The following is a 22,707-nucleotide window of genomic DNA, read 5'->3' as shown; positions in this document are numbered from 1 at the left end:
TAATTGCGGGGCGCTTGTTTTGGTTATTTCTTATATTCAATATGGTACACGTCTCTTCTTCGGTCTTTCAGCTGACGAACCGTCCCATCTTGACGCTGCCTTCTTAATATTTCTAAGTCGACATCACCGACAACCACCATTTCAATATTCGGGTTGCATTCCCCTACAATGCCATCTCTTGCGAATTCAAAATCAGATGGTGCAAAGATTGCTGATTGTGCATATTGGACATCCATGTTTTCTGTTTGCGGAAGGTTTCCGACCGTTCCAGAAATGACCGTATATATCTGATTTTCAACCGCTCTCGCCTGCGCACAGTAACGTACTCGTAAATAGCCTTGACGGTCTTCTGTACAGAATGGAGTGAAAATAATTTTCGCTCCTTTGTCAGCTGCAATTCGAGCAAGCTCAGGGAATTCAATATCGTAGCAAATTTGGATCGCAATTTTCCCGCAATCCGTATCAAATACCCGGACTTGGTCACCAGCTGAAATCCCCCACCATTTTCTTTCATTCGGCGTGATATGCAGCTTATATTGCTTTTCAATCGTTCCATCACGTCTAAATAAATAGGCGATATTATAGATTTTCCCTTCCTCTTCAACGAAATGAGAACCACCGATGATATTAATGTTGTACTTGACCGAGAGATCTGTAAACAAATTGATGTAGTCCTCGGTATATTCTGTGATCCGCTGCACTGCTAGACTTGGTGATCTCTCTTCTAAATATGACATAAGCTGCGTTGTAAAGATTTCCGGGAAAACGGCAAAGTCAGCTGACGCATCTGATGCCACATCCACGTAATACTCCACTTGATTCATAAACTCTTCAAAGGAATGAATTTGCTTCATTGCATATTGAATGACACAAATTCGTACTGGGAACGCCGATTTATAATATCTTTTCGATTGCGGACGATAATCGACATTGTTCCATTCCATTAGCGTTGCGTATGTACTGGAAGCTTTATCATCCGGCAAGTAATTCGGATTGATCCGCATCAGGCTAAATTCATTTAACAGCTGAAAAGATAGCACAGGATCATAAATTTGGTGTAGCATGACTTGCTCTACATATTGGCGAGGCGTCATTTCCTCTTGATATTTATGATAATTCGGGATACGTCCGCCAATGATGATGCTTTTTAAATTTAATCTTCTCGCTAAGTCTTTTCTTGCTTCGTATAAACGATGACCGATTTTCATCCGGCGGTACTCAGGACTGACCATTACTTCAATTCCGTACATATTCATCCCATCTGGATTATGGTTTGTGATATATCCATCATCTGTGATGTCCTGCCACGTGTGACGATCATCGTATTCATCAAAGTTAATTAATAAACTTGAACATGAGCCAATGATTTCTCCCTCGAATTCCGCACAGAACTGGCCTTCTGGGAAATGTTCAAGGTGGCTTTCAAGGTGCTCTTTTTTCCAAGGGTCCATGCCTGGAAAGCATACCTCTTGCAATGCAATGATTCGGTCGATATCTTCTTCTCTAATATTTCGAATCACCATTCTTTTTTCAAATCGCGTTAAATCTAGTTTTTCTGCCATGATGTATTGCCCCCTTACTGATCCTCTTTTTCAAGCTGATGGAATAGCTGGAGCAATTCGATTTCAGCCATGGATTCTAATCTAACATCATATTCTTCAAACTGCAGTGTGCTCGTCACTTTATTTGGCACGATGACACATTTCATGCCCGCTCGTTTGGCAGCGGTTGACCCATTCACAGAGTCCTCAAATGCCACGCAATCTTTTGGCTCAACGCCTAAGCATTGTGCGGTTTGCAAATAAAGTTCTGGGTGAGGTTTCACTTCTTCCACATCGTCTGACGTGCGGATACATTCAAAGTAATCGAAAAGTCCAATTTGCTTCAGGTGATCAGACACCCATTTATAATCTGAGCTGGAAGCAAGTCCAATCTTAATTCCAAGCTCCTTTGCCGCTTCTAAATAAGCTTCTACACCAGGTCTTGCTGCTTCGTCCTTCATTCTCTTTTGAAAACGTGAACGCCGGTCTTCTGTGAGTGCCTCATGATCTAATGTCTTTCCTAACTGCTCTTCCAAATATTCAAAAGGCTTAAAACCTGCCTGCGTTCCAATCACATTTCCCCATACAGACAGAGGCAACTCCGATTCATGCTCCGCAAACATTTCCTGCAGAACCTCATATTCATGTGTTTCTGTATCTAAAATTAATCCATCAAAATCAAATATAATCGCCTTTACCAAAGAGGCCACTCCTTTTTTCCGAAAGTCTGAAATATCTTCCATACTGCTATCATATCGTGAATAAAATTGACTTTCAAAGATGAATGTCTGCTAAAATGATTATGTATAAAAGGAGCCTGCTTCGTTTTGTCAGGCTCCTGTCATGTTCGATTCTTTCTGCAAGAGATCCAAGCGCTCCGATTCGTGGAGAATAGACATTGTTGAAAAAGAGCGGAATTGGTATTACAGATCTTGAAGGTTTCTCCGTTCCCTTAAAAATAGTATGTGCGACGACCTTGTAAGTTAACAAGGAAGTTCACACCAACTTTTACGCATTTTGAAGGTGACGGCCTGCAAAATCATCTAAATCAAACGGGAAAGAAAAGCCGCACACATTAACTTGTTCACGGTTGAGTTCAAATAACTCACGATCTCGTTTTGTGATATGTCTCTTCGGCTTTAAAATAATGGTATGTAATAGCTGAAGACCTGATAAGATACGAAAAGCATCATCCATTGTCCCGTTATACACACCATCAATGAATGTAAGCGGGGGGTGTTTTTCCTGCGCTTCTCCATTGACAGAATGGGATAAAAGATCTTCAATTTCCTTTGATACTTCTTCAATTGCCTGCTCTTGAAGGTCTGTCGCAGCTTTCATTAATCTCACGTGGCATCTACCTCTCTGTCGTTATTACTCCATTCAGAATAGCACAGAAAAAAAGTCATTCGCTAAGGTAAGTGTTTCCTATATATACCCAAAGAGAGGACGAATATCATGATCATAAAAGGACACACGCTCTCCCTAAAAGTAGGTGAGCAGCAAAATGGCATTTCCTTAAGTCAATTTTTAAAAGACGAAGTGTCTGCCTCTAGACCGATTATCCATTTTTGGATGGAGCACCAAAAAGTCCGTCTCAATCAAAAACCTGCCCACCATGCTGCAAAAGTGAGTACAGGTGATCAGATTATCATTGATTTATTTGAGACGGAAGAAAGTGATGTGACGCCAGAATACGGTGAATTAGAGGTACTCTTTGAAGACGAGCATTTATTAGTTGTCCAAAAGCCTGCTGGAAGGCCGACGCATCCAAATGAAAAAGGACAAACAGGTACGCTGGCGAACCTAGTCGCTTTCCATTTTCAAGCAAATGGAGAAGAAAAGCGGGTCAGACATATACATAGGCTTGATCAAGATACAAGCGGCACCGTCATTTTTGCCAAACACAGGTTGGCACATGCTGTACTCGATCAAATGCTTTCAAAAAAAGCGATTAACAGAACGTATCTTGCCATCGCACAAGGACTGTTTAAGAAAAAGAAAGGAACGATCCAAGCAGCCATTGGACGTGATAAACACCATGCCGTCAGAAGGAGGGTTTCTCCTACTGGTCAAAGCGCCAAGACTCATTATGAGGTCTTCCATCTCAATAAACGTTTACAGATGACGGCCGTTAAGCTGCGATTAGAAACAGGCAGAACGCATCAAATTCGGGTCCATCTTAGCAGTCTCGGGCATCCTTTAGCTGGCGATACATTATATGGCGGGAAGCGTGACCTGATAAACAGGTGCGCCCTTCATGCCAAACAAGTAGACATGAACCATCCATTCACAGGTGAAAAGCTGACGATAGAAGCACCGCTTCCACCTGATATGGCTGAATTAATGGACAATATGTAGAAAAAAGAGCCTGATCATACAGGCTCTTTTGACGTTAGACAGATGCTCTTTTCGCATAAATAATGTACCGCTCTGGTGCGTTGCCGACAAAATGAAATGGATAGCATGTGGTTAACACAAGCTCTTCCTTTTTATTTTGTAAGGTAATAATGGATGTATCGTGCTGATCCACAATTTTCGTATGCGTGATTTCATAAACAAACTCACCATACGGTACAGTGATTTTCAGCTGATCCCCAATATCCAGTTCACCAGTCCGGCGGAAGACCGTATCCCTGTGTCCCGACAAAACGATTTGTCCATTTTGATCAGGGTAATAACTGCCTTTATAATGACCGACGCCTTTGGCAAGGTCGTCCGCATCTGTCCCTTCAACAATCGGCAAATCGGCTTTTAATTTCGGAATGGTCAGGATGCCAGAGGCTTTCCCCATTTCAGGTGAGAATTTTTCCTTTGTCATCCCTTGATCAGTTTCTACGACCTTTTTTGCTTCCTCTAAAGAATGTGCTGTTTGTATGTGAGTAGAAGCCATTTGCCAGATTCCCCAGCCAAGCACCACAATTCCCGCTGACATGACAATCACTGCAAGCCATTTTTTCATGCGTTAACTCCTTTGTCTTTGCTGATGATTCTTTAGCTTGCTGCTGCCTTTTCTTCTTGTTTCGCTTGTTGAATTCGGCCCTCTTTTTGATACACAATAGAAGCTCCCTCGAAGCTCTTTACAAAAGCGACCGTTGCTTCTAAATCTTCTGGGCCTGTTTCCGGATTTTTCCCTAGCCGCCCAATCGGTGAATACTTACTTCCAGTGGCAGTCGCCATGAAGTTGTTCACTGTGAGTGTATACGTTTTATCGAAATCAACGGAAGAACCATCAGGCAGTTTTAAGTCGACTACTTTATATGTTAACGGATTGTACGAATATGAAAAGCCTGAAATGCTATAATCCGGTCCAAATTGAGGAGATATTTGAGCTTCAATGATATCAACTAAATCTTTCCCCTTAATGTCCAGCTTCACTAACACATTTCCAAATGGCTGAATATTAAAGAGGTCTCCCCAAGTAATGGGTCCTTTTTCGAGATTTTGTCTGATGCCGCCACCATTCATCATGGCAAAGTCACTTTTCATTGAATATCTCATGCCATCCGCAATGAGATTGCCAAGTGGTGTATCACCATCATTTGAATAGCCGCCCTCCATCTTGACCCCTGCTTCTCCAACCACCTCACTAATAATCGTCTCCACTTCTTTTCCGTAATGGTCTAAAATGTCCGCTGCCTCCTGATCCTTTTCAATACCAGCCTGATCCACATACTGAATGTTTGCACTCTTTTTGACAATATCTTTTGTTTTCCGGTCAAGTGTGACATTGACTTCTCCAATTGCCTTTCCGTATTCAAAGGCTTGGACAATTAATTTTCCATTTACCTCTCCATTGACCACTTCGTGATTATGGCCAGCGAAAATGACATCAATTTCGTCATCACCTTCTTTGGCAAGCCTTGCACTTTCTCCAGTAATGGTATCACCATTTTGAGAGGCGGTCATATGAGCCAGAACCGCGATCGCTTTAATCCCTTTTTGCTTTAATTCCTTCGCTGCTTCATTGACAGCTTGGACTTCATCAGTAAATTGAATGTCTTTAATTCCTTCTGGCATGACCATACCTGCCGCTGATGTTGTCACAACCCCGATAAAAGCCACAGGAATTCCTTCGACATCCATGATTTCATAGGCCGGTAAAAGTGGTTTGCCAGTATCCTTGTATTCACAGTTTGCACAAACAAGCGGGAAGTTCTGCCCATCGTATCCTTTTGTGCCTTTCGGGTGATCTCCACCTTTTAAGATTCGTAATAGTTCGTCTACACCTTCATCAAACTCATGGTTGCCAACTGTCCCAACGTCAAAGCCGATGTTCTCCATTAGTTCAACCGTTGGTTCATCTTGTAAAAGAGACGATATTGGCGAGCTTCCGCCTATCATATCTCCTGCATGAACTGTCAGTGTATTTTTTTGCGCAGCTTGCTTTTGTTTTATATAAGCCGCCACATAATCCATCCGTCCATATGTTCCTTTACTGCCATCACCTTTTACATCCAGCTCATATTGCTGATCAATTTTCCCATGCAGATCATTCATGCTTAAAATGGTTAATGGGACTTCACTGGATGATGCTGACGCCTGATATCCAGCCTGCTCTGCTTCTTCTTTAGAAGCAAAAAAGACACGTTTATCTACATCGATCTCATTCCAGCTGTCAGGTGATACGTAGGTTTTTGCAGATGAATCCCCCACATAACGTGTGAGCCCTTTTTTCTGCTCGCGTGCTCTAAATTCAAACGGCTGTTCTAACAGAGGATCTTCTTCATTCCAAATACCCAGCCCTTTTTCCTTGGCATCTTTCACTGCTTGCTGGAACATCTGATACTCTTTTTCATCTCCAACAGGCCAGATGAAATAAGTAGGGGCATATCCTTTTTTCACAAGCTCTAGGTTCGTATTCAGCCCTTTTTTGGTTTTGACTTGAGCTAAAAGACGTCCATATCCATCCTTTGCTTCCGGGCCAATCTTTAATGTGACTCGATCACCACTTGAAAGAAGCGTTTTTAAATAATCCGTCGCTTTTTGTCCAAAGCGCAGCTGGTTTTGATCTAATTCATTTTTTGGCTTGTGGTAGGTTTCTGGTGTGTCCATATTCACGAAGCGTACCTTTGTTGTGCCAAGCACAGGCTTCTTCAAATGAATGGTATCTCCATCCACAACACGATCTACCGTTGCCTCATATTCTTTTTTGATTTTTGGCGGCTTTGGCTGGTACTTCAGCAATTTGACATCGGTTTTGTGTCTTGGAAGTACTTGCAGCGTATCATATCTGCTTAAAACGCCAGTAAACTCATACCATTTTCCGGTCTTCACTTGATCAATGGCACCCGTATCAACCATGACTCTAAGGACTGTGCTATGATATTTTTTATCGATGATGACCACATTGTATCCACCGCCAGCTGGCTGATCTGGCGCCTGTTCTACATAGCCTTTTACCTTCACTAATCTTCCTTCATATTTGCTTGCTTGATCCGATTCCAATTGTTTAATGGAAACTTTCTTTGGCGAAGGCAATGGCTGATTCACAGCCTCTATCTTCAGACGATCTTGATCTGGCACAATTTCAACGAGTCCTTTATAAGTCGTCACCTTGCCAGTCACCGTGACCTTCATGCCTGCTTTCAGTTCTGGAAAATTCTTAGGCTGCGCAGAATAAATATTGAGACCAGCTGTTTTGTCTTGAATATATGTTGATAGTTTCCCATTCCCTATAGCGGATTGATCTGCTGTTACGATTCCGCTCACCGTTACCGTTTCTCCTATCAGTTTTCGGGCTTTTTTTATGTTCATCGGCTTTGTTTGTTTCCATAAAGTCTCCTTTTTCTCAGAAGAAGAAAACGCCTCAGCTGTCACGATACTAGCCAGTAAAGATTGCAGACTAAATATCACCAAAATCAAACAACAGACCATTCGAATAGATTGTATACGTTTCATTAGATTTCTCCCCTTTGAACTTCATCTCTTCTAGTGTACAAAGCAATTATTAAGACTGGATGGATTTCATGTAAAACTGATCTCAATTACTTGGAAACGTAATAATCACACGTGTCCCTTCAAAGCTTTTGCTCTCAAAACGAATGGTACCGCCATGGCTTTCAATAATCTTAATGGTCATCATTAATCCAAGACCCGTGCCTTTTTCTTTCGTTGTGTAAAAAGGTTCACCTAATTTCCCAATCTCATCTTCTGGTATGCCCTTTCCTTGGTCTTCAAATATCAGCATCATTTGGTCGTTTTTCAATAATGAAGTCACTTGGATCACACCTGTTACTCCATCCATCGCTTCAATTCCATTTTTAAGAATGTTAAGGAACACTTGTTTCAATTCATTTGGAATGCCTTGAATATGTGGCAGTGAGGGCGCCAGATTCTTTTGAATCGACACTCCTTTTAAGACCGCCTGAGATTCAACGACCATAATGACTTCTTCGAGGAGAAGATTCACATTCACCGGTTCAAATTTAACAGATTTGCTTCTAGAGAGCACAAGGAATTCGTTAATAATAGACTCAAGCCGATTAAACTCTGACATCATCACATCGGCATAATCCTTCTGATACTTTTTACTTTGAATCATTAGCTGTAAAAAGCCTTTTAACGACGTAAGTGGGTTACGTATCTCATGGGCAATACCAGCTGCAAGCTGTCCAACTGCTGACAGCATTTCAGACTTCATCAGCATTTTCTCAGACTGTTTTTGACTTGTAATATCCTCTGAAATCCGCATGACAGTAGACTGCATTTTGTCAGGGTCATCGATTCGGTGTAAAGAGACTCTTTCCCATCGCTCACGCCCTGATAAGTCCTGAAAATACAGCTCACCTGTCCAGCTGCCCTCTCTTAAACACACGTCCCATTGTTTCACTAGATCATCACATTGACACAACGCATAATAGACAGAAAAAATATCTTTTCCGATCAAGTCATATTCATGCTGTTGTACAAACTGACAAAAGCGCTGGTTGACACACTGAATGACACCTTCTCCTGTTGCAACCACAATATGAATATGGCTGTTATCAAGTGCTGTCACCGCAAGATGAAGAGCCTGCTTCAATTTTGTCATTTCGGTCATTTTGATCCAGGTCATCACTGCTCCCTCGCGATCTTGATCATAGAAAGGCGTCATATGAACCGTGAATTGTTCTCCTTCGTTCGTTTCAATTTCACGTTCGATCACGCGCCTATCTGAAATGACAGATTGAATATCATGATAGAGCATTTCCTTCGATAACTTCTTCACCATCGACTGAAACGTTTGCTGGTGCCGGGTTTGAGCTGAAGTGAATAAAGAGGTAGCTGTAGGAGTGTGATAGCGAATATTCATTTCCCGGTCCACAAACAACGTGGCAAGTTCTGGCTTCACAGACGGCCGGTACAGTTCTTCTCTTGTCACCTTTAAATTGTTTATGATATTTATAAAATGCTCGTTTGTTTTCTCGCGCACTTCTATTTGCTTGTTTTTTTCTTTTAATTGAGCCCTTGCTTCTTGCTCCTTTTGTTTGACCTCATTGAGCTCGTTTTCTAAATCGACAATTCGCTGTTGATAAACCGAATTCTGCTCTGACATCCCTTTGTCCCTGCCGTTCTTTTGATTTTTTCCTCTCTCACTCATCCGAATGAGAATGACGTATACTCCTTTAAAACGGCGATCAAAATGTTTCACTGTAAAATCTGCATACTGCTTTCTTCCATTTTCCGAAATGAGGACATGTTGAAAGACAACCTCAGTCTCTTCAGTCCACACCTTTTGAAAGCTTTGACTTAGTATCTCTTTCATATAATCAGGGGTTACATATTCACATAATTCATCTGAGACTTCTGCATGCGCTAAGAAAGAATAGGCACCGTTTGATATCGCGAGGATTTTCTCGCAATCGTCTATGATGAAACATGCATCATACTCCTGCTCTACTTCTTTCATATATTGGACAGCTCGTTCTTTTAACTCCGCATGACCTGCATTGTATTTAGGAACGTTTGAGTGGGTGTAAATGTTCCACTTTTCATTTAACAAATGAAATAAACGAGGGATATTGGGTACCTTTTCATTCGGCCCTAATATCAACATCCCTTGATCCTTTAGTGCATATTGGAATCGAGATAAGACTCGTTTTTGTACTTCTGGCTGGAAGTACATCAGAACATTTCGGCAACTGATAAAATCGAGGTGGATAAAAGGTGAATCGATCAATAAATTGTGAGGAGCAAAGACTATATGTTTTCTAAGCGACTGCTTCACAATAAAAGCGTCACCTTTTTTTTCAAAATATCGCGCCCTCCATTTTTCTGGCATCCGTGCCATAGACTCAAGCGAATAAACACCTTTGCTTGCACTTTGGATGGCTTTCCGATTGATGTCTGTTGCAAACACTTGAAGTTCAATGGACACTTGTCTTCGTTTCATTTCTTCTAAAAATAACATCGCAAAAGAATAGGCTTCTTCACCTGTAGAACATCCTGCAATCCAAATGCGGCATCGAGATTTCCCATTTTTCATTGTATTATCAATGATCGACGGAATGATGTGATGTTCACATACTCGAAAGGCTTCCATATCTCTAAAAAAGGAAGTCGTGCCGCTTAAAAGCTGTACATGCAGACGATCAAGCTCATCTGGTTCTCTCTCTAATAAACGATCGTACTCGGACAATAAGGAGATCGATTGGTTCGCACTCCTCATTCTTTTTTGAATGACAGAGAGCAGTCTGCGCTTCTCATAGGTTGAAAATGCAATTCCTTTATGCATTTCAAGACGTTCAATGATTCTGATCAAAACAGGGTCTGCAACATCTGTATGCGGAACGTTGATGATGTTGGCTATATATGACGCAAGTGCAGAAGGGTCTTGAAATGTTTGATGATACATACGATCAAACCCACTATTTGTCTCACTGCACGATATGGCTGTACCGCCTTGCTCAACGATTTGAAGCAAACCACTTCCTACACAATAGCCTTTTTGAAAAAAGATCGCATAGGCCTCTTCCTTTTGCACATTGGCAAGTGACTGAAACAACGAATTTACAGCACACACCTTGTTCGTAGGATGTTGCTCTGTTATGTGTAGCCGTTTGTCTTCTGTCAATGTCACAGCTGCATGCTGCGGACAAACATAAATCGTATTTTTCATGACTTTCTCACCATGCTTAATCGGCTTTGCCCGGTAGCCAATCGGTAAAACAAGTGCTTCCAAATCAGTTACACAATCGCCTGTCACATGATTTTGCACAACAATAAAAGAGGCATTTAATTCATGCGGAAATGATTGAAAAAAAGCCTCAAGATGATGCTGTTCAAACGGCGAAACACCGATGCCAATCACTGGTGCCTGCACATGTTCGTCTTCTATCAAACGATTAATGATTTTGTCCTGCATCTGGTACCCCCATGTTCATTCGTCTGATACATTTTTTCGACAAAAAGGAAGAAAACCCTCTAATTGTAAATAATGTTTTTTGCATGAAAGGAGGAAAACTTCCTCACATTAAAACAGACTGTATAAACAGAAGGAGGATTCTTTATGCAAAACGATCAGCAACCAAACGTTCAAGGACATGTCCAGCAGCCCCAATTCAATCATGGCGGGCATGAGTTATTTGATTTACATGAGGTATTAGCAGGGACCATTAATATTTTGGATCAATACATGATCTTTCGACAATTTATCCAAGATCCCGCATTATCCGACATGTTAGATCGACAATATCAATTTGTATTGTCCCAGTACAACGTCACGGTAGATTGCTTTTCTACTGGTCAAAAGCCTAGTGAAGAAACATCTACTTATATGATGAAAGAACAGACACAGGTGACATACGGAATAAAACCATCTCAGCCTAAGAAGCCAAATCAATCAATACAGGATGTAAAAGATGCGGGAATTACAGGGCATATGCTTGGTCTCGTGAAATCTCATGCTGGATTACTCTCAATGACTGCATTAGAGGTCACAAACCCTGTGGTGCGACGTGTGCTTGCAGCGCAAATCCCGAACTTTATTGAAATGGCGTATGAAATTTTCTTATATCAAAACAAACATAGCTATTATCAAGTTCCGCAGCTTACAGCGCAAGATATGCAGGCGATGACGTCTACATTTGCCCCTATGCAGGGACAAGTGCAGATGCCGCCAAGCAAAGCCACTCAGCAAAAACCGCTTCATTAACCAAAAACAACGGCCGCCCTATTTACAGGTCAGCCGTTGTTTCTTTGATAATTCAGTTTAAATTGCTCTTCAAAATCTGTGAGACGTTGTCCTGTCGCTTGTTCAAATCCTCTATCAAAACGACTAGTTTTCGCCGTTTCCTCCATGATCTCATGTATGACATCTCGTCCATAAAGCTGCACAAGCTCATAGATCATATAGTAGCTTTGTAAATAAACATCTGTCTCATACGTCGTGCGAGATTCTTGCCAGTCTTGATCAGAATAAAGAGATTTAAAAGGAATGACGTCAAACCGTTCAGACGTGGCGTTCAGCACATCATAGGCCGTCCATTCTGCTGTTCCTTCATGGAACCAAAGGGGAAAGACGACTGGAGATACATTGTATGCATGCACCTTTTCATAGAAAACAAAATGGGCATACTCATGAATGAATAACGTGTTGAAAAAGTATAAAGGCAGTGTCTCTTTCTTCAACAATTCTTCCCGTTTATCTGGGTATAATCCAATCATATGATCAACATCAGAATAAAAACCTGTAATATGCTTGATACCGGCAAATTGCTCAATCGTCTCTTTATCATCAAAATAAATGATATCTAACGGTTTGTCAGCTTCATACTGAAACACTGACATCGTTCTCTTCTTTGCCTGTTCCAGCGCTTCTATGGTCAAATCGACAAAGGCGCCCTCATCCTTTGCATAGTAGATTCGAATATGTTCATAGACTTGCTTATTGAGTCCTTCCGTTAAGACCGTTTTAGGCGAAGAATGCTGCTCTAGATATTGCTCTGCCAGCTGGAATCCTACATAAATCAAGTACGCAGTGAACGCATAAAAAATCAAACCTGCTGCAATCATTCCGCTTACAAGTTTTTTATGAATTAATGACGGTTTTGCTTTCATTTACTCCCCACCTGAATTCATCCTGCAACCTCTTTCTCTCTATGAAAAAACAAAGATCAACAAGAGGTGATATATTTTTTACTTTATGCAGTCAGGTGCGCAAGGTGCGGTTCCAAACAAAAAAGCCGCATATGACATACGGCTTTTGTCGTAGCTATTTTGATTCAGGGAAGACACGTCGAACCGTTTCAGTAAACTCGTCGAAGAATCCTGAAATTGGCTCTCCACTTCTAATACGTTTTCCGTACCCTGCCATACGATCGACAAAGTCTGGATTAGCAGATACATACACATTATCAATTTGTTGATCCGTCGATTTGACTTTGTCAGAAATTTTCTTTTTCAAATCGTCTGTTACATCTCCGCTTTTATTGCCTTCAAGCACGACAGCAACAAATGCATTTTTCCCTGTGACAAGTACGTTCGCTGTTTTCACTTCAGACATGTTGGCAACAAGCTCTGATGCCTTATCTGCCACTTTCACCTTCTGAGGTGTTTGCACATTTGGTTGATCCTGTCTCATGTTGTCGTTCTTATATGTGACATTTTCGTACTGTCGTTTCATTGTTCCTCTTCGTTCATCGCCTTGGTTGTTCATTCCACACCCAGCAGTGATCAATGTTGGAACGAGTAATAAAGATAGCATCCATTTCTTATTCATCAATTTATTCCCTCCTTTTGCTCATAGGTTTTTCATCCAGCAGACTTTTTATGCACACATCCTCTATTTCAGCAATGAATTCATAAATCAGCCTTGATTGGTCATCCTAAACATGATGAAGAAGTATCATCACGATCAAATGGAGGGATTCGTTTGTTTAAAAAGAGAAAAGGTATGAGTACTGGTGCAATGATCGCAGCATCAACAGCCATCATTGCATTGTTTTCACCACTATTACGGAGAAGACTAAGCAGCATGACTCAAATGAATTTGTCCTCAACGATGAAAGGCAAAGATCAACACCATCATGAGTCATCTCGTCATGAGTCCCATTCACATTCACGTAAAGACTCAAAAGGCACAGCTGAAGTAGGACAAATGATCAAGCAAGCATTCACCGCTGTCCAGCCTAATGAAACAAGCCAGCATCAAACATCATCAAAAACATACCAAACTCATCAGCCGCCGAGAGAGTCTTACGCCCAGTCTCTTCACATTGATGAAAGTGTCATGAATGTAATGGATGATGAATCTATTCAGCAAGTACTCAATGACATCGAGCACAAATAACTAAAACAGGAGCCTTTTTTCAGAAGGCTCCTGTTTATTCTCCTGAAAAATGCTCTTTCACCATAATGCAGAAGGAAGGCAAGAAGGTGATTTCGATCGTGATAACAAACCGCTCCACACCATCTAATAGTATCAACAGCTCTTTTTCATGTTGCCGATCCTTTTTTATTTCTACATGTCGCACAGTTTTAAAGGCATATACTCCTAAAACGGATGCGTCCTTTTTTCGAACAGCCTTCAAAGAAAATTCTTGTACTCCAAGAGACATCGTCACCACAAATCGCTCTACCTCATTCTCAAACCGAAACGTTAGATCTTGATATTCAATGGGCATATCTCGTTCAAATCCTTCATCAGGCCACGTCTCAAAAAAAGAAAGCCAGTCCGTTCGATCTGGAAATTGTTTTCTCCTCATTTTAAACCCCTCATAAGTGAAATTTTTATTAATTATCTTGTTTCCCCTTTTCTTTTGCAACAAATTTTAGTAATTTTAAAAAGGTGATTTTATTTTGCTAAGAGACCTCTTTATTAATTTAACAATTCTTGTCACTTTCCATTATTTATTGATGCTTGTGTTTAAAGAGAATTTTTTAAAAAAGGAAGACACCCTGCTCAGACAAATATATAAAGGAATGATTTCTGGGTTACTCGGTGTCCTCTTAATGTTTTTCTCTATTAAAGCAGGACCAGCCATCATCGATTTAAGACATATCCCCCTTATTTTAACGGCATTTTATGGAGGCATTGCACAAACGTTCATTGCAGCCTGTGTGATCATTATTGGCCGATTATTAATCGAAGCCAATGTCGCTTCTTTCATTAATATTTTTTCCATGATATTTATCGCCACAGCTTCTTTTTTAATTGCTGAGCGTCATATCAATCACGTCGTAAAAATGCTGTTATCTATTACCATGAGCAACGTCATAGCGACGATTTTATTTATCATCATCGTCAATGAAAGATCATTTGAACTGCATGCTGCCTATTGGATGTTCTCGTATATTGCCGGTTTATTTAACTTTTATGTCATTGAGCATCAAACAAAAGCGTATCAGATGTTAAATTTGTATAAATTCCAAGCTCATTATGACTTTTTAACTGGTGTTTTAAATAAACGGAAATTCGATGAGATATTAAGTGATGCTTTTTCTCTGAACTTAAAGCAACCTATCCATCAAATGTCCTTGATTTATCTAGACATCGATTATTTCAAAACCATCAATGATCAGTATGGACATCATGAGGGAGATATCGTTTTAAAAGAAATCGGAACAAGGCTAATTAAAAACACAAGAAGCTCTGATTATATTGGGCGAATCGGCGGTGAAGAATTTGCTGTGCTTTTACCGAATTGTTCCGTTGAAAAAACATGGCAAATTGCGGAACGTTTACGAAAAAAAATGGCGGATCAGCCAATTTATTTACAAAACGGAACATCGATTCACATTACGGTGTCAATTGGATGTGCTTATGATGCAGGAACAAGTGAAAACATGAAACAATTACCGATTATTGCAGACCAGGAGCTCTATAAAGCGAAGCAGTCAGGCAGAAACCAAGTGAGCTTTTCTGGACGAAAAAGAGAACACTTAATATAGGCTTTTTCCTCAATTTGTTAGCGCTAATTATTTTTAAAAAAGTTTTCGTATAACAGTTGTTTTTTCCCGCAAACACTGGTAAAGTAAAGGTAATTATTTTTGTTCGTATCATCTTTAAGAAGAAAGTTTTGAAAGAGTTTTCGTCTTTGAAGTTTGTGTAAGAGCAAGAATAGTGAATTTAAGCGTTAAGATCGCTTTAGGAGGAAATTTCATGTTAGAAGGTAAAGTAAAATGGTTCAACTCTGAAAAAGGTTTCGGATTCATCGAAGTAGAAGGTCAAGACGATGTATTCGTTCACTTCTCTGCTATCCAAGGCGAAGGCTTCAAAACTTTAGAAGAAGGTCAATCAGTTTCTTTCGAAATCGTTGAAGGTAACCGTGGACCACAAGCTGCTAACGTTAACAAAGCGTAATTTAAGAGCATCTGCTCTTTTAGCACTTTATAGAGTGAAGGAAAACCGCTCGGCTTTTATGCCGGCGGTTTTTTTGTGCAATAAAAAGAGAACCTGACGAAAGGTTCTCTTTTTATTTGTCCTTCTGCTTTAGTTTCTGTAAAGCAGAACGATACATATCATCATTCATTTTCGTCTCTGGTTCTTCTTCTTTGACAGGTGGTTCTGGCTGCTTAAACTTTTGAAGCGCCTGTCTATAGAAATCATCACCTGACGGAGCATCATCTGTCTGAGAAGGCTCTGACGCTTTTTCTTCCACTTCAGGCTCTACAGGTCTCGCCGCAACTTCTGGCTCGCTATGCGGCACGTCAGGATGATTCGATACATCTTCTTTGATCTCTTCCTTCTCGGCCGAAGCGTGTCTGACATTGAACGCTACTAATCCGATAATGACTAGAACAGCAGCTACTAACGCTACAATAATCGTCGCCAAAAGAACCCTCTCCTTATCGCTTAAATGACGCAGTGACTGATGCTACACGTCTTCCTAATGCTTTCCCCAGCTCAATGCCTTCTGCAGAAATCACTTCATCAGAATCAATCGGGCACGTCACACCTGCTCCATAATAAGAGCCGTATAACGCATTTTCTGGAACATTTCCAGGAAGGCCGACCACAAGCATCCCTTGATGGAACATTGGCGTAATCAAATTATGCATCGTCATTTCTAATCCGCCGTGTGTTGTTGCAGTGGTACAGAAAACGGCACCGACTTTATCGATGAGTTTTCCTTCTGCCCATAAATACCCAAGACGGTCAATCCATGTCTTTAATCCAGAACTTATGGTACCAAAGTGACCAGGGCAGCCCCAAATAATTGCATCCATTTGATCAAGCTTGCGGATATCCGCATCTTTCACATGATCAATGAACACTTCAGCGTGCTCTGTTTCACCTGCGCCAGCTGCAATCGCTTCTGCAAGTGCTTTTGTATGGTCACCTTCACTATCGTATACGACATAAATTTTCATGTACGGTCCCTCCACACTTATCTTGCATCTTGGTTTGCTTCCTTAGGTGCTGGAAGCAATGTCATTTCTTGTTTCTTATCCTGCTTTTCTTTTCGCTTTTTATCCTTACGTACATCTCGCAGGAACAAGCTGAGAATCACACCCGCTGCACAGAATAATGTCACCCACATGTAAGCATCATTGATGCCCATCACATTGGAATCAACTTGTGCTTTCGTAAAGAGCTGGGTCGACACATATTTTTGAGCAGCTTCTGCTGTCATGCCCATATGGTGCATCACATTAGAGACAGCCGCCTGGAATGAATTCATAAAGAACGGGTCAGCTGTATTCGTTTGATCTGCCATATTGGAATAATGGAATGTCGTGCGATTTGTATAAATCGTCGTGATCAAACTCGTACCGATCGAACCACTGATTTGTCTCAGTGTGTTTGACATCGCTGTACCATGACTGTTTAAATGCTGCGGTAATTGGTTCATCCCAGCAGTCATGACTGGCATCATCAAGAGTGACATACCAAAGGCACGTACTGCATACATGAGCACAATGTGACTATAAGATGTATCAATCGTCAGCTGTGTAAACTCGTATGTGGTGACAACCGTAATCAGCATCCCCACAATGGCAAGCGGACGAGGTCCAAATTTATCAAACAAGATCCCTGAAATCGGGGACATAATGAGCATCGCAAGTGCCCCTGGAAGCATTAATAGCCCAGATTGCAATGCCGTAAACCCAACGAGGTTCTGCAAGTAGATCGGTAGTAAGAACATCCCAGTGTATAAGGCAACGGTAATAATAATGTTGATAACACTTGATAATGAGAAAATGCTGTATTTAAACACGCGGAAATCAAGCATCGGATTATCCGCTTTTAGCTGTTGGAAAATAAAGAGAATGATCGCAATCGCACCAATGATAATCGTAGATAAAACGATTGGATCTGTCCAACCATCACTTCCCGCTTCACTCACTCCGTATAGAAGCGAAGCAAAACCAACGATCGACAGAATCGCGCCAAGAGTGTCCAGCTTGATTTTTTTAGGCTCTACAATATTTTTAAACATAAAGAAAGCCGCGATAATGACAATCGCACCGATTGGTACAAGTCCATAAAACATAATACGCCATGAATAATGTTCAATAATATAACCAGATAACGTTGGTCCGACAGCTGGCGCAAACATCATCGCAAGACCAAAAATCCCCATTCCTTTCCCTCTGTTTTCTGGAGGGAAAATAAAAAGGATTGTTGTCATGACGAGCGGCTGTAAGATACCGCCACCGACTGCCTGAATCAAACGACCAATCAGCATCGTAGAAAAGTTTGGCGCAATACCGCAAATAAAAGTCCCTAGTGTAAATGAAATCATCGCCACGAGGAATAAGCTGCGCTGGCCAAAACGTGTGATTAAAAACGCAGATAACGGAATGAGCACACCGTTGACAAGCATGTAACCTGTTGTAAGCCACTGAATTGTCGTCGCACTCACATTAAATTCAGTCATTAAATGGGGCATGGCTACGTTCAAAAGCGTTTGGTTTAAAATCGCTACGAACAAACCGGCCATTAAAATGATCAGTAAAGACAAGGAGCCTGCTCCCTGTTTTGTCGCTGCAGGTTGATTTGCCATCTCAGACAACCTCCTTTCATTTTTTGATATCAGTCATCATTAAGAAGAAATTTTGACAGAAGCATTCATACCTGGAAGTACTTTGTCAGATGGATTTTTAATTGAAATTTTCACTGCTACTTTTTGTGTCACTTTCGTGTAGTTACCACTTGAGTTTGTTGCTGGCAGCATATTGAATGTTGAGTTTGTTGCATAACCAATTTGTTCAACTGTTCCTTCAAATGTTGTATCAGGATCGCCGTCTACAACGATGTCCACTTTGTCACCTTTTTCAATGTTCTTAATGTCTGTTTCTTTAATATTCGCTGTAATGTAAAGCTTGCTTAGGTCAATCGTTTCACCAAGAACTGTCCCAGGCTGCACTTGTTGGTTGTTTTGTACTTCTTTTTTGACTAATGTGCCATCAGCCACTGCTTTAATGTTTGTTTTTGCTTCTCCTTCAACTTTTGCAACTGTGCTGTCTTTTTGCACTTCGTCACCTTCATTGATGTCCCAGCCTTTGATTTGTCCAGCTGCTGGCGCTGTAATTTGGTACATGTCACCTGTCACTTTTGCTTCATCTGTTTTTACGAAGTTTGTGCTTTCGTAGTAGTAATAAGCACCTCCGGCAATAATGGCAAGAATCACAATAAGGCCAATAATATTCGTTAGCAATAAACGCCCTCTGTTCATGTTTTGTTTCTCCTTTCATGTATAAAAATATAGTGTCATCTGCTTTAGCAAACTTAGAATGCCCATCATCTGACAGATTATGAAACAAGCTCATAGAGCTGCCTGTTTCCCCTTTTTCTACTCCGCTGAAAATGGTGTGCAGCCCATTTATACTTATTGTTCACTTATGAGCAAAAAGCAGAAAAAGAAGAAAAGACAATCGGCATCTTTTTTGAAAAACTTATATTTAACAAGATTAAATATTAATAAATGAAAATTGAAATGTCAAAGAGAAAGTTTTACTTTTTTTCTGGTGATCCCTTCCTTCTCCACACAAAAAACCTTTCAGCCCTTATGCTGAAAGGTTTTTTTGAATGTTCTCTTTAAGAAAGAACTTCTTCCTGCTGAAAAAATTTTTTTAATGCGAGAAAAACGTCTGATTTTTGCTTCAAAATATAATGCTTAAATTTCTCATCCTGAATATGTTTATATGCTGACATTAACGTAGAATGCCGATTATATTGATTCACTTCACCATAACAAAATAAATTGGCTTTTTTCATAATTTCAGAAACGAGCTTCACGCACCGTGCATTATCTGAGGTCAAATTGTCACCATCAGAAAAATGGAAAGGATAAATATTATATCGTGACGGAGGATATCGTTCGTCTATGAGCTCTAGTGCCTTTCGATAGACAGAAGAACAAATGGTTCCCCCGCTCTCTCCCCGAGAAAAGAAGTGCTCCTCGTCTACGACCTTCGCCTCTGTATGGTGGGCAATGAATTCGATCTCGACTGTCTCATACTTTGTCCGCAAGAAACGTGTCAACCAAAAGAAAAAGCTTCTCGCCATATATTTTTCCCAAAGCCCCATACTTCCGCTCGTATCCATCATCGCTAGGACAACCGCTTTTGATTCTGGTTTGGTGACTTCATTCCACGTCTTATACTTAATATCCTCTGGATAAATGGGATAAAAGGAAGGGCTTCCTGTCATGGCATTTCGTTTAAATGCTGACAGCATTGTTCGTTTTTTATGGATATTACCGGTTAACCCCGTTTTGCGAATATCATTAAACTCAATTTCCTCGACAACGATATCATCAAGTTCCTTTTGTTTAAGATTTGGTAACTCCAGCTCACGAAACAGCGCTTCCTCTAAATCCATTAATGAGACTTCTGCTTCGTAATAATCATCACCGGCTTGATCTCCAGCACCTTGCCCCTTTCCCTGCCCTTGCTTACTGTCAGATCCATCCCGAGCGACCACATCGCCAACCTGGCTGTCTCCATCCCCCTGACCTACATGCTTATTCTTATCATAGTTGTACCGAATTTTATATTCATCTAAAGAACGGATCGGAATTTTGACCACATCTTTGCCATTAGACATGATGATGCTTTCCTCTGTGACAAGATCCGGCAAATTGTTTTTAATCGCCTCTTTGACTTTTTTCTGATGACGCTGCTGGTCATCAAAGCCTTTTCGATGGAGGGACCAGTCTTCCTGAGACACAATAAACTGACTTTTTTCTTGCCGGGACATCCATCCCCCTCCTCACCTTTTTGGACAATTCTTGTACCCATCGATTCCATTATCGTATGCTGCTCGTCAGCGAAATGACGACGATTTCTAAAAAAGACATTACCGGTGCTAGTTTGCGCCAATAATGCCTCCTTCATTTATTAACGATTCAGAAGACTACCTACATATTTTAAGAGTTCGTTTGCACTTGTGGAATTATAGCCATGCTCATCAATCAATCGCGCCACTACTTCATTGACCTTTTTCAACTGTTGCTCATCCGGCGTTTTTGTCGATGTCGTAATTTTCACGACATCTTTCAAATCGGCAAAGAGCTTCTTCTGAATAGCTTCTCGTAATCTCTCATGAGAATTATAATCAAAGCGTTTGCCCTTTCTCGCATAAGCAGAAATCCGAATAAGGATTTCTTCTCTGAATGCCTTCTTGGCGTTTTCAGAAATGCCGATCTGTTCCTCAATTGAACGCATGAGCTTTTCATCAGGATTCATTTCTTCACCTGTTAACGGATCACGCAGTTTGTTTTTATTGCAGTACGCCTCGACATTATCTAAGTAATTATCCATGAGAGTTTTCGCAGACTCCTCATAGGAATACACAAATGCCTTTTGAACTTCCTTCTTCGCCATATCGTCATACTCTTTTCGTGCGACAGAAATAAAATTCAAATAACGTTCCCGATCTTCACTTGAGATCGATGGATGCTGATCGAGTCCTTCTTTTAAGGAACGGAGGACATCCAGTGCATTGATGGATTCCATGTTCTTTCGAATAATAGTGGATGAAATGCGGTTAATGACATATCTCGGGTCAATTCCGCTCATTCCTTCGTCATGAAATTCCTTTTTCATCTCATCAATATCAACAGATTGGAAACCTTCGACACTTTCGCCATCATACAGTCGCATTTTTTTCACCAAATCGATATCAGACCGCTTCGGCTCTTTCAGCCTTGTCAAAATAGAGAACATCGCAGCTACCTTTAGCGTGTGCGGTGCAATATGAACATCTGAGACATCACTTTCTGAAATCATCTTATGATAAATGCGTTCTTCTTCTGTCACCTTTAAATTATAAGGGATCGGCATCACAATAATTCTTGAGTGTAAAGCCTCGTTCTTTTTATTTGAAATAAATGACCGGTACTCCGTTTCATTCGTATGTGCAACAATCAATTCATCCGCACTTATCAACGCAAAACGCCCCGCCTTAAAATTTCCCTCCTGCGTTAATGAAAGAAGATGCCATAGAAATTTCTCATCACACTTTAACATCTCCTGAAATTCCATCATTCCACGGTTCGCTTTATTGAGCTCTCCATCAAACCGGTACGCACGCGGGTCTGACTCTGAACCAAATTCAGCAATCGTTGAAAAATCAATACTTCCTGTTAAGTCAGCAATGTCCTGAGATTTCGGATCCGACGGACTGAAAGTACCAATGCCGGTCCGTTTGTCCTCTGAGAAAAAGATTCGTTCCACTCTCACATCCTCAATGCGGCCGCCATATTCCTCTTCCAGCCTCATCAAGTTCAAAGGTGATAAATTCCCCTGCACACGTATGCCATATTCTCTATAGAAATCCTCCCGCAGATTTTGCGGAATGAGATGAAGCGGATCTTCATGCATTGGGCAGCCTTTAATCGCATAGACTGCGCCATGATCTGTTAGTGAATACTCTTCAAGCCCTCTTTTCAGCCTTGTGACAAGCGTCGATTTCCCGCCGCTGACTGGGCCCATTAATAATAAAATACGCTTTCTGACATCTAAACGTTTAGCCGCAGGGTGAAAATACTCTTCCACTAGCCTTTCCAATGATTCCTCTAAACCAAAAAGCTCCTGATCAAAAAATTTGTAGGTTCTGACCCCATTCTCCTCTTCAATCCCGCTGTCCTTAATCATATGATAAACGCGAGAATGAGCAGATTGAGCGACAAGTGGATTTTCTTTAATAATATCTAAATATTCGCTGAAGGTGCCTTCCCATTTCAGTCGCTGCTCTTCTTCTCTGTGCTGTTCAATTTTCTTTAAAATATCCATA

At 40.9% G+C, this 22,707-nt stretch carries 20 protein-coding genes; 5 read left to right on the top strand and 15 right to left on the bottom strand.

All coding sequences use genetic code 11. The annotated features are described in order from the left end of the window. Positions 1 to 23: 23 nt before the first annotated feature. The 3 genes from AC0VYC_RS04655 to AC0VYC_RS04645 all read right to left on the bottom strand — a co-directional run bounded on the left by AC0VYC_RS04655 (position 24) and on the right by AC0VYC_RS04645 (position 2,891). A complete protein-coding gene (locus AC0VYC_RS04655; protein ID WP_007497061.1) occupies positions 24 to 1,562 on the bottom strand; it encodes a bifunctional GNAT family N-acetyltransferase/carbon-nitrogen hydrolase family protein in 1,539 nt (512 codons plus the stop codon). A 14-nt stretch (positions 1,563 to 1,576) separates the two neighbouring features. Beyond that, entirely contained in the window at positions 1,577 to 2,242 is a 666-nt protein-coding gene (locus AC0VYC_RS04650; protein WP_326377410.1) for an HAD family hydrolase, read from the bottom strand. Between the two features lie 307 nt (positions 2,243 to 2,549). Next, positions 2,550 to 2,891 (bottom strand): DUF5365 family protein, encoded by a 342-nt coding sequence (locus AC0VYC_RS04645; RefSeq protein ID WP_100325448.1) that lies wholly within the window; start codon positions 2,889 to 2,891, stop codon positions 2,550 to 2,552. Between the two features lie 108 nt (positions 2,892 to 2,999). Here AC0VYC_RS04645 and AC0VYC_RS04640 point away from each other — a divergent pair, with 108 nt between their 5' ends. After that, positions 3,000 to 3,902 carry an RluA family pseudouridine synthase gene (locus AC0VYC_RS04640; RefSeq protein WP_047946635.1) on the top strand — a complete coding sequence of 301 codons (903 nt, stop codon included), beginning with the start codon at positions 3,000 to 3,002 and terminating at the stop codon, positions 3,900 to 3,902. Positions 3,903 to 3,936: 34 nt separating this feature from the next. On the opposite strand, the gene AC0VYC_RS04635 is transcribed toward AC0VYC_RS04640, so the two are convergent. The 3 genes from AC0VYC_RS04635 to AC0VYC_RS04625 form a co-directional block, all read right to left on the bottom strand. Then, on the bottom strand, positions 3,937 to 4,503 hold the full coding sequence (locus AC0VYC_RS04635) for a class D sortase (protein WP_160758337.1): 567 nt from the start codon (positions 4,501 to 4,503) through the stop codon (positions 3,937 to 3,939). Positions 4,504 to 4,535: 32 nt separating this feature from the next. Next, positions 4,536 to 7,442, bottom strand: a complete 2,907-nt coding sequence (locus tag AC0VYC_RS04630) for a 5'-nucleotidase C-terminal domain-containing protein (protein WP_475389552.1) — start codon at positions 7,440 to 7,442, stop codon at positions 4,536 to 4,538. An 82-nt stretch (positions 7,443 to 7,524) separates the two neighbouring features. Beyond that, complete coding sequence (locus AC0VYC_RS04625) at positions 7,525 to 10,887, bottom strand: CheR family methyltransferase (protein WP_427243923.1); 3,363 nt, start codon at positions 10,885 to 10,887, stop codon at positions 7,525 to 7,527. 144 nt (positions 10,888 to 11,031) lie between these two features. Between AC0VYC_RS04625 and AC0VYC_RS04620 the strand changes: the two genes are divergently transcribed. After that, on the top strand, positions 11,032 to 11,676 hold the full coding sequence (locus AC0VYC_RS04620) for a spore coat protein (protein ID WP_039169240.1): 645 nt from the start codon (positions 11,032 to 11,034) through the stop codon (positions 11,674 to 11,676). A 29-nt stretch (positions 11,677 to 11,705) separates the two neighbouring features. Here the strand turns inward: AC0VYC_RS04620 and AC0VYC_RS04615 are convergent, their stop codons facing one another. Both AC0VYC_RS04615 and AC0VYC_RS04610 read right to left on the bottom strand, forming a co-directional pair. Continuing rightward, on the bottom strand, positions 11,706 to 12,581 hold the full coding sequence (locus AC0VYC_RS04615) for a hypothetical protein (protein ID WP_138278319.1): 876 nt from the start codon (positions 12,579 to 12,581) through the stop codon (positions 11,706 to 11,708). A 154-nt stretch (positions 12,582 to 12,735) separates the two neighbouring features. Then, the gene (locus tag AC0VYC_RS04610; RefSeq protein ID WP_008349054.1) at positions 12,736 to 13,242 is read right to left on the bottom strand and encodes a YhcN/YlaJ family sporulation lipoprotein; all 507 of its coding nucleotides are present in this window, start codon (positions 13,240 to 13,242) and stop codon (positions 12,736 to 12,738) included. Positions 13,243 to 13,395: 153 nt separating this feature from the next. Here AC0VYC_RS04610 and AC0VYC_RS04605 point away from each other — a divergent pair, with 153 nt between their 5' ends. After that, entirely contained in the window at positions 13,396 to 13,812 is a 417-nt protein-coding gene (locus AC0VYC_RS04605; protein ID WP_045034826.1) for a hypothetical protein, read from the top strand. 34 nt (positions 13,813 to 13,846) lie between these two features. Here AC0VYC_RS04605 and AC0VYC_RS04600 read toward each other — a convergent pair whose 3' ends face one another. Continuing rightward, positions 13,847 to 14,227 (bottom strand): hypothetical protein, encoded by a 381-nt coding sequence (locus AC0VYC_RS04600; RefSeq protein WP_024719939.1) that lies wholly within the window; start codon positions 14,225 to 14,227, stop codon positions 13,847 to 13,849. A 94-nt stretch (positions 14,228 to 14,321) separates the two neighbouring features. On the opposite strand from AC0VYC_RS04600, the gene AC0VYC_RS04595 reads away from it, so the two are divergent. Beyond that, positions 14,322 to 15,413, top strand: coding sequence for a GGDEF domain-containing protein (locus AC0VYC_RS04595; protein ID WP_058337544.1), 1,092 nt, complete (start codon positions 14,322 to 14,324; stop codon positions 15,411 to 15,413). A gap of 211 nt (positions 15,414 to 15,624) precedes the next feature. Then, positions 15,625 to 15,825 carry a cold shock-like protein CspB gene (gene cspB, locus AC0VYC_RS04590; protein WP_008349061.1) on the top strand — a complete coding sequence of 67 codons (201 nt, stop codon included), beginning with the start codon at positions 15,625 to 15,627 and terminating at the stop codon, positions 15,823 to 15,825. A 112-nt stretch (positions 15,826 to 15,937) separates the two neighbouring features. On the opposite strand, the gene AC0VYC_RS04585 is transcribed toward cspB, so the two are convergent. The 6 genes from AC0VYC_RS04585 to AC0VYC_RS04560 all read right to left on the bottom strand — a co-directional run bounded on the left by AC0VYC_RS04585 (position 15,938) and on the right by AC0VYC_RS04560 (position 22,706). Next, positions 15,938 to 16,297: a hypothetical protein gene (locus tag AC0VYC_RS04585; RefSeq protein ID WP_017360371.1), complete on the bottom strand. Its 360-nt coding sequence runs from the start codon at positions 16,295 to 16,297 to the stop codon at positions 15,938 to 15,940. Positions 16,298 to 16,310: 13 nt separating this feature from the next. After that, positions 16,311 to 16,835 carry an NAD(P)H-dependent oxidoreductase gene (locus AC0VYC_RS04580; protein ID WP_135009116.1) on the bottom strand — a complete coding sequence of 175 codons (525 nt, stop codon included), beginning with the start codon at positions 16,833 to 16,835 and terminating at the stop codon, positions 16,311 to 16,313. A 17-nt stretch (positions 16,836 to 16,852) separates the two neighbouring features. Next, a complete protein-coding gene (locus AC0VYC_RS04575) occupies positions 16,853 to 18,472 on the bottom strand; it encodes a DHA2 family efflux MFS transporter permease subunit (protein ID WP_024719937.1) in 1,620 nt (539 codons plus the stop codon). Between the two features lie 39 nt (positions 18,473 to 18,511). Further along, complete coding sequence (locus AC0VYC_RS04570) at positions 18,512 to 19,144, bottom strand: biotin/lipoyl-containing protein (RefSeq protein ID WP_007497037.1); 633 nt, start codon at positions 19,142 to 19,144, stop codon at positions 18,512 to 18,514. 362 nt (positions 19,145 to 19,506) lie between these two features. After that, positions 19,507 to 20,670, bottom strand: coding sequence for a sporulation protein YhbH (gene yhbH / locus AC0VYC_RS04565; RefSeq protein ID WP_056705062.1), 1,164 nt, complete (start codon positions 20,668 to 20,670; stop codon positions 19,507 to 19,509). Positions 20,671 to 20,810: 140 nt separating this feature from the next. Next, complete coding sequence (locus AC0VYC_RS04560) at positions 20,811 to 22,706, bottom strand: PrkA family serine protein kinase (RefSeq protein WP_017360374.1); 1,896 nt, start codon at positions 22,704 to 22,706, stop codon at positions 20,811 to 20,813. Between the last annotated feature and the right edge of the window lies 1 nt (position 22,707).

It is taken from the genome of Bacillus sp. iso_77, from assembly GCF_056173625.1.
Note: the sequence above shows the minus strand (reverse complement) of the source record. Positions and strands in the feature narration are given on the sequence as shown.

Bases quoted from the DNA above. Each gene is read 5' to 3' on its own strand.
- AC0VYC_RS04635 (WP_160758337.1), bottom strand. From the start codon at position 4,503: ATGAAAAAATGGCTTGCAGTGATTGTCATGTCAGCGGGAATTGTGGTG.
- AC0VYC_RS04630 (WP_475389552.1), bottom strand. From the start codon at position 7,442: ATGAAACGTATACAATCTATTCGAATGGTCTGTTGTTTGATTTTGGTG.
- AC0VYC_RS04570 (WP_007497037.1), bottom strand. From the start codon at position 19,144: ATGAACAGAGGGCGTTTATTGCTAACGAATATTATTGGCCTTATTGTG.
- AC0VYC_RS04575 (WP_024719937.1), bottom strand. From the start codon at position 18,472: ATGGCAAATCAACCTGCAGCGACAAAACAGGGAGCAGGCTCCTTGTCT.
- yhbH (WP_056705062.1), bottom strand. From the start codon at position 20,670: ATGTCCCGGCAAGAAAAAAGTCAGTTTATTGTGTCTCAGGAAGACTGG.
- AC0VYC_RS04655 (WP_007497061.1), bottom strand. From the start codon at position 1,562: ATGGCAGAAAAACTAGATTTAACGCGATTTGAAAAAAGAATGGTGATT.
- AC0VYC_RS04640 (WP_047946635.1), top strand. From the start codon at position 3,000: ATGATCATAAAAGGACACACGCTCTCCCTAAAAGTAGGTGAGCAGCAA.
- AC0VYC_RS04625 (WP_427243923.1), bottom strand. From the start codon at position 10,887: ATGCAGGACAAAATCATTAATCGTTTGATAGAAGACGAACATGTGCAG.
- AC0VYC_RS04560 (WP_017360374.1), bottom strand. From the start codon at position 22,706: ATGGATATTTTAAAGAAAATTGAACAGCACAGAGAAGAAGAGCAGCGA.
- AC0VYC_RS04610 (WP_008349054.1), bottom strand. From the start codon at position 13,242: ATGAATAAGAAATGGATGCTATCTTTATTACTCGTTCCAACATTGATC.
- AC0VYC_RS04580 (WP_135009116.1), bottom strand. From the start codon at position 16,835: ATGAAAATTTATGTCGTATACGATAGTGAAGGTGACCATACAAAAGCA.
- cspB (WP_008349061.1), top strand. From the start codon at position 15,625: ATGTTAGAAGGTAAAGTAAAATGGTTCAACTCTGAAAAAGGTTTCGGA.
- AC0VYC_RS04620 (WP_039169240.1), top strand. From the start codon at position 11,032: ATGCAAAACGATCAGCAACCAAACGTTCAAGGACATGTCCAGCAGCCC.
- AC0VYC_RS04600 (WP_024719939.1), bottom strand. From the start codon at position 14,227: ATGAGGAGAAAACAATTTCCAGATCGAACGGACTGGCTTTCTTTTTTT.
- AC0VYC_RS04615 (WP_138278319.1), bottom strand. From the start codon at position 12,581: ATGAAAGCAAAACCGTCATTAATTCATAAAAAACTTGTAAGCGGAATG.